The organism is Devosia sp. (assembly GCF_017307565.1).
Lineage (GTDB): Bacteria > Pseudomonadota > Alphaproteobacteria > Rhizobiales > Devosiaceae > Devosia.
The window spans coordinates 1-10,336 of record NZ_JAFKHD010000177.1 but is presented as its reverse complement, the minus strand read 5'-3'; the positions used below and the strand labels follow the sequence as shown (position 1 = coordinate 10,336).

Annotated in this window: 8 protein-coding genes and 1 pseudogene; 5 read left to right on the top strand and 4 right to left on the bottom strand. The window is 61.8% G+C overall.

The window, feature by feature from the left end:
- The 4 genes and pseudogenes from J0I64_RS05065 to J0I64_RS05050 all read left to right on the top strand — a co-directional run.
- Positions 1–425, top strand: a pseudogene (locus J0I64_RS05065) (nitrite/sulfite reductase); the annotation flags it as partial.
- A complete protein-coding gene (locus J0I64_RS05060; protein WP_291406523.1) occupies positions 412–1,686 on the top strand; it encodes a phosphoadenylyl-sulfate reductase in 1,275 nt (424 codons plus the stop codon). The pseudogene J0I64_RS05065 and the gene J0I64_RS05060, both read left to right, overlap by 14 nt.
- Before the next feature lie 152 nt (positions 1,687–1,838).
- Complete coding sequence (locus J0I64_RS05055) at positions 1,839–2,864, top strand: NAD(P)/FAD-dependent oxidoreductase (protein WP_291406522.1); 1,026 nt, start codon at positions 1,839–1,841, stop codon at positions 2,862–2,864.
- Positions 2,865–3,070: 206 nt separating this feature from the next.
- Positions 3,071–3,394 carry a 2Fe-2S iron-sulfur cluster-binding protein gene (locus tag J0I64_RS05050; protein WP_291406521.1) on the top strand — a complete coding sequence of 108 codons (324 nt, stop codon included), beginning with the start codon at positions 3,071–3,073 and terminating at the stop codon, positions 3,392–3,394.
- On the opposite strand, the gene J0I64_RS05045 is transcribed toward J0I64_RS05050, so the two are convergent.
- From J0I64_RS05045 to J0I64_RS05030, 4 genes are all read right to left on the bottom strand, one after another.
- Positions 3,391–4,404 (bottom strand): YcjF family protein, encoded by a 1,014-nt coding sequence (locus tag J0I64_RS05045; RefSeq protein WP_291406520.1) that lies wholly within the window; start codon positions 4,402–4,404, stop codon positions 3,391–3,393. The two genes, J0I64_RS05050 and J0I64_RS05045, sit on opposite strands and share 4 nt — an antisense overlap.
- The gene (locus J0I64_RS05040) at positions 4,401–5,852 is read right to left on the bottom strand and encodes a YcjX family protein (RefSeq protein WP_291406519.1); all 1,452 of its coding nucleotides are present in this window, start codon (positions 5,850–5,852) and stop codon (positions 4,401–4,403) included. The genes J0I64_RS05045 and J0I64_RS05040 overlap by 4 nt, the downstream gene beginning before the upstream one ends.
- Before the next feature lie 88 nt (positions 5,853–5,940).
- Positions 5,941–6,852, bottom strand: a complete 912-nt coding sequence (gene metA / locus J0I64_RS05035) for a homoserine O-succinyltransferase (RefSeq protein ID WP_291406518.1) — start codon at positions 6,850–6,852, stop codon at positions 5,941–5,943.
- A gap of 66 nt (positions 6,853–6,918) precedes the next feature.
- Positions 6,919–7,785: an ATPase gene (locus J0I64_RS05030; RefSeq protein WP_291406517.1), complete on the bottom strand. Its 867-nt coding sequence runs from the start codon at positions 7,783–7,785 to the stop codon at positions 6,919–6,921.
- Positions 7,786–8,081: 296 nt separating this feature from the next.
- On the opposite strand from J0I64_RS05030, the gene J0I64_RS05025 reads away from it, so the two are divergent.
- Entirely contained in the window at positions 8,082–10,202 is a 2,121-nt protein-coding gene (locus tag J0I64_RS05025) for a flagellar hook-basal body complex protein (protein WP_291406516.1), read from the top strand.
- The last annotated feature ends 134 nt before the right edge of the window (positions 10,203–10,336 follow it).

Sequence of the window (10,336 nt, the reverse complement as noted above, 5' to 3'; positions counted from 1 at the left end):
TGATCTGCTGCCCGGGCCTCGATTTCTGCGCCCTGGCCAATGCGCGCTCGATCCCGATCGCGCAGGAGATTTCCAAGAAATTTGCCGAGCCGGCACGCCAGAAGGAAATCGGCGAGCTGAAGATCAAGATTTCCGGCTGCATCAATGCCTGCGGGCACCACCATGTGGGTCACATTGGCATTCTCGGCGTCGAGAAGAAGGGCGGCGAGCTCTATCAGATCACGCTGGGCGGTGACGCCACCGAGCATGCTTCGGTGGGCAAGATCATCGGGCCGGGCTTTGAGGCCGAGAATGTGCCGGGCGCCATCGAGAAGCTGGTCGATTTCTACATCGCCCAGCGCCAGGGCAGTGACGAGACTTTCATTCAAGCCTACCGGCGTCTTGGGGAAGCGCCGTTCAAGGAGGCCCTCTATGGGACTGCCTAAACTCGCTCCCGCCCAGGCGGCACACGACAAGCTTAAGGCGCTGGGTATCCTGGCGCTCAACGGCATGTTCGACGAAATGGACGCGCTGAGCGTGCTCCGTTACGCCGTTAGCGACGTCCTGCCGGGCGATCTTGCCATCGTCTCGTCCTTCGGGGCGGACTCGGCCGTGCTGCTGCATATGGTGGCGCAGGTCGATCCGTCGATGCCGGTCTATTTCCTCGAGACCGGCAAGCACTTTCAGGAAACGCTCGATTACGTCGAGACGCTGAAGAAGCAGCTTGGCCTGATCAATGTCCACGCCATCCACCCCAATTCGGATGACGTGAAACGCTTCGATCCCAATGGCGACCTGTGGGAAACGGACCCCGATTCCTGCTGCCACATCCGCAAGACCGAGCCGCTTGAGCCGGTCACGGAGCAATATGGCGGCTGGGTGACCGGCCGCAAGCGCTACCAGACCACGGAACGCGGCGTGCTGCCGCATTTCGAGCTGACGAGCGATGATCGCATCAAGGTCAATCCGCTGGCCTATTTCTCCGATGCCGATGTCATCGAATATCGCCAGAAGCACAACTTGCCCGAGCATCCGCTCTATGCCAAAGGCTACAAGTCCATTGGCTGCGCGCCTTGCACCTCGATTGTTGCCGAGGGGGAGGATCCGCGTGCCGGACGGTGGCGCGGCCTCAACAAGAAGGAATGCGGCATCCATTATGATTTCAGTGGAGCGATCGCCAATCCGATGACTGCCGCAGCCCGCCATACGCTCTGGAAAGACGGCGCCTTTATTGCCGACCCCTTCAAGGAATGGGTGGAAGGCACTGCGCCGTCCGAGGCCCGCTACACTCATGTGCCACTGCCGGAATTTCTGGCCAACCGCGCCGACTATCTGGCGAGCCAGCATCCGCTTGGCCTCTTGGTGTCGCCCGGCGAGAAGATCGAGGACGTCGTCGACGATCTCTCGCGCTTCGCTTCGGTTGCGATAAAATTCCCGGCCTTCTCGGATGGTCGCGGCTATTCGACGGCGCGCCTTCTGGTCGAGCGTTTCAAATATGCGGGTGAAATCAGGGCTGTAGGTGATGTTCTGCAGGATCAGATTCCGCATATGCGCCGCTGCGGCTTCAATGCGCTCGTCGTTACCCACGAGCCGAGCCGCCAGGCGCTGATCGAAAACCGTCTGCCGGAAATGGCCTTGTTTTACCAGCCTGTGGGCGTCACCGAAGTGCCGCTTGGTACTCGCCCCTTCCTTCGCCGCGTCTCCTAGGATAAGTGGAGCGCGTTAGTCGCCTTTAATCGGGCAAAGCCGGGGGCGCTGGTGACAGCGGCAGTTCCCATTCATCAAGCGGGGCAATGGGGCCCCGATGGGACCAACTTTTCCGGAGCCGCAGCGGCTCCGGTGTCGAACGGACTTTGAAAATGAGCACTGAGATCACCACCGACGTTGTCGTCATCGGCGCTGGCCCCTGCGGCCTGTTTGCGGCTTTCGAACTCGGGCTCCTCGACATCAAATGCCACTTCATCGACATTCTGGACCGTCCTGGCGGCCAGTGCGCCGAGCTCTATCCGGAAAAGCCGATCTACGACATTCCGGCTTTCCCCATGGTCACCGGCCAGCAGTTGACCGATAACCTGATGGCGCAGATCGCGCCGTTCTCGCCAGAATTCCACTTCTCGCGCATGGTCAATTCCATCGAGAAGCTGGAAGACGGCTCCTTCAAGCTGCAGACCGATGCCGACGAAACCTTCTTCACCAAGGTGGTTGTGATCGCGGCCGGTGGCGGCTCGTTCCAGCCCAAGCGCCCGCCGGTCCCCGAGATCGAGCAGTTCGAGAACAAGTCGGTCTTCTATGCCGTCCGCAAAATGGAAGATTTCCGTGGGCAGGACGTCGTCATCGTCGGCGGCGGTGACTCCGCGCTCGACTGGACGCTGAACCTGCAGCCGATCGTGCGCACCCTGACGCTGGTTCACCGTCGCGACGCCTTCAAGGCTGCTCCGGCTTCGGTCAACAAGATGAAGGAACTGGTTGCCGAGGGTAAGGTCAACTTCCAGCTCGGCCAGATTGCCAAGCTCGATGGCGAAAACGGCCAGATCAACCATGTGCACCTGACGACCGATGCCGGCGATCTCTCGATCCCTGCCACGCGCCTGCTGCCGTTCTTCGGTCTCACCATGAAGTTGGGTCCGGTGGCCGATTGGGGCCTTGAGCTCAACGACAACACCATCGTTGTCGATACCGAGAAGTTCCAGACTTCGGTCCCCGGCATTTTTGCGATTGGCGATATCAACTACTACCCCGGCAAGCTCAAGCTGATCCTGTCCGGTTTCCACGAAGCCGCGCTGATGGCGCAGGCTGCCAAGGCGATCATCTCGCCGGGTGAGCGGGTAGTGTTCCAGTACACCACCAGCTCGACCAAGCTGCAGAAGAAGCTGGGTGTGGCGTAAGGGTCTAGGACCCTCACCAGCCAACCCTCCGTCGTCATTGCCGGGCTTGTCCCGGCAATCCATCTCGCCCCCGCCAGCCATTCTTACGAATGGCTTGGGACCACAGGGACAAGCCCGGCGGTGACGGCAGACGAAAGTTCCAGGTCACAAGACTTGCCGATTTGCTCTTCCAGAGCTAAGCACGCCCCGCTGTTGAGGAGCGCCCCATGAAGATCACCGTTACCGACCAGGCAGGCGAAGTGCACGAGCTCGAAGGGCTCGAAGGCTGGCGCGTGATGGAAGTCATTCGCGACTGGGGCCTCAACATCAAGGCCGAATGCGGCGGCGCGCTGAGCTGCGCCACCTGCCATTGCTATGTCGATTCCGAATGGCTCGACGCTGTGGGCGCGCCGAGCGACGAAGAAGAGGATATGCTGGACAGCGTCGGCGACGTGAAGTCGAACTCGCGTCTCTCGTGCCAGATCCTCTGCTCGGATGAGCTGGATGGGCTCAAGCTGACCCTTGCGCCGAGCGCGTCGAAGGACGACTAAGGCTTTCCCGCATCCTGCGTGACTTTGACCAGTTCGGGAATGAAATCCCGGACCATGGGCTGCGGCTGCGTTTCGAAGGGCAGGGGACGGACAACGCGCATGGCGGCGATGCCGACGCGCACGGTCATCAGGCCATTGACCACGCCTTCGCCGAGCCGGGCTGAGAGCTTTGCTGCGAGGCCCTGGCCAACGAGTTGCTCGACAATGCCATCGGTCAGTACGAGGCCGCCGGTGACGGCGAGATGCGACAGGATCGCGCCGGCGAGGCGCCAGAAGCCGAAGAAGCCGGGGCGGGCGCCGTAGAGCCGGGCAATGGACCCGGCCAGCCGCACACTTTCGTAGATCACGAAGGCAACGTCAATGAGCGCGCGTGGCGATACCGCCGTGACCAAAGCCACGCGTCGGGCTGACGCTGCCGTCAGCGCCTTGGCTCTGATATCGAGCGGGGCCATGAGGCTGCGTTCGGCAAGCGTGACGATCTCGGTGCCATCGAAGAGGTGCGGCAGGTTGGTTTTTACCACCTCACGGCTCCGCGCCATGTCTGGCCGGTCGGCATAAATCCCTTCGAGGCGTTCAGCGACATGGCGGGCCAGTTTCTGGTCGTCGTCGCTGCGAGCGCGTGCTGCATCTGCCTTGAGGGCGTCGAGGGTGCGGAGGCGACGAAGGGCAAAGATCTCTCGAGCTACGAGGGCCACAACGGCGACAACAAAGGCGCCGAGAACGCCGAGGCCAGCCCAGCCAAGCCATTCGTAGCGTGCAAAGAGATCGCGGATCAATCGGTCAGCGGCGAGTGCGAGACCAGCAGAGACGAGAATGCCGCCTGCAGTCCAGGCAATGCGGCCAATCCAGCCCATGCGCCGTGGCGGCGGGCCGACGAGGTCCGGTTCTGCATCGGGCTCAAAGGAGGTTGCGACGATTTCGGCTTCGGCAGGCGCGAAGGCGCGTGGAGCGCGCACCGGCGTCGCCGTCTCGCTCTGGGTCTGGGTGGGGCGGGCGATAGGACGCTTCATGCCATCCAGTCTCCTATGAGATAATCGAGGGCGCGGTCGAAGCGGATATGGGGCAGGACCACTTCGCCGTCCGTGTTGGTCTCGAGTTTTTGCGGCGGGGTGAAGCGCAGGAAGTTCAGCGCTACGGGCTGTCCATTCTCGAATAATGAATCCGGACGTTCGGGTAAGTCGCCGGGAAATAAGGCGATTTCGGTTTTGCCGTCATAGGTCGTGCCATCGAGCTTCTCGCCGGCCTGCGGCGTGCCGATCAGCGTGGGCAGGGTTTCGCCCTGTTCGCGGATCGTGCCTTCGTTGGTGGCGCGGATGGCCGCAAGGGCGAGAGACTTCGTCTCGGCCCCGGCAAAGCGCGCGCGCTTGCTGGCATTGCCGACAAGGCGATTGAGAATGGCTTCGAGCCGGTCGTGGCTCGTGTGGTGTACGTGATCGGCTTTGGTCGCGGCGAAGAGAATGCGGTCAATGCGGCGGCTGAAGGGGCGGAGCAGTGGATTGGCCTCGCCTTGGCGGAAACAGGCGAGAACTGCGGTGAGCGCGGTTTCGAGATCGGCGACGGCTGCGGGGCCGGTGTTCAGTGCGCGCAGCGTGTCGACCAGCACCACCTGCCGGTCGAGCCGGGCAAAGTGGTCGCGGAAGAAGGGGCGGATCACCTGAGCCTTGTACGCTTCATAGCGATTTTCGAGCATGGCGTAGAGGCTGCCGCTGCGAATGGGCTGTGTGGGGCGCGGCAGGGGCGCGAAGGTGAGGGCTGGGGAGCCCTCGAGATCGCCGGGCAGCAGGAAACGGCCCGGGGGCAAAGTCGATAGCGCGCCGTGTTCGCGGCTGCGGCGAAGATAGGTAGTGAAGGCCGTGGCGAGATGCTCGGCATTAAGGTCGCTGGCGTCTTTCAGCACGTCGGTGCTGTCGATCTCGGCGAGGAATGCTCCGGCTTCGTCGGCGTGGCCCGGCTGGCGGGCGCGCTCCAGAGCTTCTGCGCTCCATTCGGCGAAGCTCTTGCCTAGCAGTGGCAGGTCGAGCAGCCATTCGCCGGGATAATCGACGATATCGAGATTGAGCGTCGCCGGACCCGAAAATCCGGCCCACCATTTGGCCGACTGGAATTTCAACACGATCCGTAGCTGAGAAATCCGCCGCGTGCTTTCGGGCCAAGTTGCGGGGCGGCCAGTGAGCGCTGCCATATGCTGCTCATAGGCAAAACGCGGAATGGTCGCGTCGGGATATTCAGCCAGTTTTGCGCCGATGAAGCGGCCTTCGGCCAGCGGCGAGAAGCCGGGCAGGCGGCCTTGGGTGAGAAGGTTGTGGATCAGCGAGGTGATGAAGATCGTCTTTCCGGCGCGGCTGAGGCCGGTCACGCCCAGCCGCAGGGTCGGCGTAAGAACGCCCGTGGCGCTGTCGGCGAGGTTGGAGAGGGCAATGCCCAGTTCGTCGGTGATGGTGGTGGGCGGTTGCGGCAAAGCTAAATCCCCATGCGTCCCTGCAAGTTAGGGAGTCGAGGGCCGTTTGCAAGGGTGGAGGCGGCGTCTAAACGCCGCCTCGAAAGCTCTATCGCTTGCCGATCTCGCTGAGATCGTAGGGCGTCGTCTGGTAGATCTCGTTGATCCAGTTCTGGAACAGGAGATGGGCGTGGCTGCGCCAGCGGTTCTCCGGCTCGGCCGACGTGTCCCCGTTGGGGTAGAGATTGGCGGGCGGCGCGGTATCGAGCCCGGCCTTCACGTCGCGCTCATATTCGTCGGCCAGCGAGCGATTGTCATATTCCAGGTGGTTGAGGAAATAGACGGCGCGCCCGGCGCGGTCGCCGAGCATGCAGAGCCCGATATCGCTGTCCACGAGTACTTCAAGGTCGTCGCCGACCGAGGAGCGGTCCATGTCGTTGTAGCGCGATACCGGGATCATCGGGCTGTCGGACATGCCCCGCAGGAAGGGCGAGCGGGTGTTGATGATCTGGTGCCGGAAGACGCCGAAGGCCTTCTCTTCCATGCGATAGCGCTTCACGCCATGGAAATGGTGCAGGGCGGCCTGCGCGCCCCAGCAGATAAACATGGTGTGGTGCACATTGGTGCGCGTCCAGGCCATGATCTCCAGCATCTCGTTCCAGTAGCGCACGTCTTCGAACGGGATATGCGCGATGGGCGCCCCGGTGACGATAAAGCCGTCGAACTTGCGCTCCTTCACCTCTTCCCAGGTCTGGTAGAAGGTCTTGAGATAGTCCTCGGACGTGTGCTTGGACTGGTGGTCGGTGATGCGCACCAGCGAGAGATTGACCTGCAGCGGGGTGGCGCCGATCAGGCGCGAAAACTGCGTCTCGGTGCGCTCCTTGTTCGGCATCAGGTTCAGGAGGCCGATTTCGAGCGTGCGGATGTCCTGCCGCTCGGCGCGGCTGGAATCCATCACATTGACGCCCTCGTCCTCAAGCGTTTTGCGGGCGGGCAGGTTGTCAGGAATACGAATAGGCATTTTAGCCTCGAATTGGGGCAGGAAAGAACGGAATGAAACTGTGGCGCGTCCCCCCTTGGGGGCGCGCTAACGCATTCGCTTCTCGATCGCTGCCGCCACCAGATCGACGAACTCGTCGCCGTCGCGCACCATGGCGAGATCGGACGCTTCCACCGTGTAACCGAAGTTGTCCGCCAGCGCCTGATAGCGCGGCAGGCGGTTGTGCAGCAGCGCCTCGAAACCCCAGGCACCGAACTTGGCGGGGTCGACGTCTTCGTCTGCTGCAATGCCGTTCATGGTCTTGAACTCGGCCCACTTCTCGACGAGGAAGGCCGGCCGGTAATACATGGGCTTGGGGCTCTGCTTGAAGCGGCGCACCAGCTCGGCGGCGTCCTTGTCGGTTCCGCGAATATAGAGCAGCAGCGTGTTCTCAGCGAGCGTCTTCACCACCGGGTCATCGGCGTTGTCGTGGTCGATGACCTCGATCAGCGAACCGCCGGTATCAGCGATGAAATCGTCATAGCCGTAGAGCGTCTTGGCGCGATCTACAAAGTGCGGCACGTCGAGCAAGGCAGAAATTTCCGCCACGCGATGCTGCTCCTGCCGACGCTGATATTCGGCCAGCGGCAGGCCGCCAAGCTCGGTATTGCCGGGCGTGCCGAGATAGCTCGAAAGCGGGTCCAGATTGTCGAAGGTGATGTTGGACGAGATGTAGATCGAGTCCGAGCGCAGCAGCTGCGCCAGGAACGGCACCTTCATGGCCTCGGCCTTGAAGTTGTCGACGATGTATTCGCCCATGTGGCGCGTGCCGATGCGGTAGTCGACCGAATAGTGGAACCAGCGGTTTTTGCGCAGAAGGTTCGACAGCCGCGTCTTGCCGACGCCCGCCATGCCAAAGACCGTGACGGCGCGGCGAGGTGCCTTGATGAACTGATCGGGCGTTTCAAACAGCATGTCTGGGACTTTTCTTCGGGCAGGCAGCGCGACAAAACAAAGACTTAGAGACGGTTCGGTGTTTGGCACAAAACGCCGGTTCGCTCCAGAGCAATCCCATTAAACGCGGAAAGTCCGGAAGTCAGGCGGCATTTTTTGCCATGCGCCACGTCTTTTCTGCCGGTCGGAACGGGTCGGATCGCTCCATCTGAGTCAGAAAGACAAGTTAATTCATATAGTTAACGAGTTGGCATTGCCCTTGCATTGCATAGGGCAAACAGGCGCTTGCCTCGTCATTTGGGGAACTGGAGTTTTAAATGGGTATTTTTGGCGCTCTTCAAAGTGCGGTTTCTGGCCTCAAGGCCCAGTCGCATGCCATGGAGAACATTTCTGGCAACATCGCCAACTCGCAGACGATTGGCTACAAGCGCATCGACACCAGCTTCGTCGATATGATCCCCGACGCTCCGGTCAAGCAGCAGATTGCCGGCGCGGTTTCCTCCTATTCGCGCTCGATGAATACCCTGCGCGGCGACATCCAGAATGCCGACACTGAAACCTACATGGCCCTCAATGGCAATGGTTTCTTCGTCGTCGAGAACGGTGATGGTTCGGGCGGCACGTTCTACACCCGCCGCGGTGACTTCGACATCGATCGCAACGGCTACCTCGTCAACGGCGCAGGCTATCGCCTGACCGGCCTGGGCATGGAAAACGGCGTTGTTACCGGTTCGGTCGCCCAGGCGGTCAAGATCGACAACTCGTTCCTGCCGGCCAAGCGCTCGACCACCATCAACTACCAGCTCAACCTGCCGCAGAGCCCGAAGACGGCTTCCTACGTCTCGACCACTCCTGGCAGCGAACTGCTCAAGCCGTGGGGCTATTCGGGCGACGTGATGGGCACGCCCATTGCGCCCAAGATCAGCGGTGCATCGCCTCAGCCGACCGTTATTCCGGCCTATGGCTACGGCAATATCGTCGACCCCAACGCGCTGGCATCGACCCTGTCGATTCCGGATGGCAGCCAGCTGACGCTGGATATCGGGGGCACTACCCATACTTTCACTTTCGGCCCCGTTGCTCCGCAGGTGCCCACGGCATCGCCGGTTACTGTTACCAGCCTGCTGGCCGACATTCAGGGTAGGCTTCAGCTCGCGACTGGCGGCAACGAACGCGTCGGCATCAAGGATGGCCGGGTGTTCGTCCAGAACGCAACCGGCGACACGGGCACATTGACGTTCGGCGGCACCGCAGCGCCGCTGTTTGGCCTCAGCACGGTTCAGGCCGCCATTCTTCCGGCAGCCTACACCTCTGCCAACATGCCGGCTGACCTGATGGGCACGGGCGGCATCCACAACAAGACCCTGGAAGTCACTGTTGGCGGCGTGACGCGGAAGTACCTGCTCGATGCCGTCGGTAACCTGACTGCAGGTTCGGGCGTGCTCAAGGTGGACGCGACCGGCTCGATGAAGGAAATGCTCGACGTCATCCAGGCTGACCTGCGCGCCAATGGTGGTGCCGGTGCCAGCGGTGCGACCGTCAATTGGGATGCGGTCAACGGCCTCGTCGTCGACTTCCCGGGCAACTATCGCTCCAACGTCTCCATCGCCGGCACTGCCGCCGCCGCCCTGAACGTTGTCGGTTCGCAGAACGCCGCGACCGGTACGCTCTCGACCGTGTCGGCCGCCAATTCCGAACTCTTCGTGAAGGAATCCATCTCCGGCGGCGGCATCACCGTCTACTCGCAGACCGGTGAGCCGGTGAACGTGCAGATGCGCTGGGCGAAGGTTTCGGATGAAGCCGGTATTGCCACCTGGAGCCTCTTCTACGCTTCGGACTCCGCACCGGGCTCTGCAAATGCCTGGACCAAGCTTGCCGACTACACCTTCGACCAGGGCATACTTTCGGGCATCGCTGGCGGCTCAGGCGTCACGGTCAATGGTACCGAACGTCTCGCCATCAGCAACCTGTCGATCAACGGTCGCAGCTTTGGCTCGATCACCATTGATCACGGTCTCAAGGGGATGACCCAGTTTGCCGACAATTCCGGCATGGCCACCACCACCCAGCTCAAGCAGGATGGTTATGGCGCCGGCGAGTTCATCTCCGTGGGCATTTCCGACCAGGGCCAGGTGATCGCGTCCTACACGAACGGCGAAACCCGTGCCGTGGCTCAGATCATCACCGCCAGCTTTTCGAACCCCAACGCGTTGAAGCGCGGCGACGGCGGCACCTACACCGCCACCACTGAATCCGGCGGTGCCATCATCAACCAGTCGGGCGCGGGCATTGTCGGTTCCTCGACCGAAGCGTCCAACACGGACATCTCTGAAGAATTCACCAAGCTGATCGTCACCCAGCAGGCCTATTCGGCCAATACCAAGATCGTGACGGCAGCTGACGAGATGCTCAAACAAGCTCTCAACATGATCCGCTGAGGCCAGCAGATGCTTTTGGAATGCGGCTTTCCTTCCTACCGGTCTTTCGGGCTGTCTGACCGGCTAATGCCCCGCCTGGGCGGGCAGGTACGCAGCATTCCCTTTTTCTTCACTGTCCCGGCGCACGCGCCGGG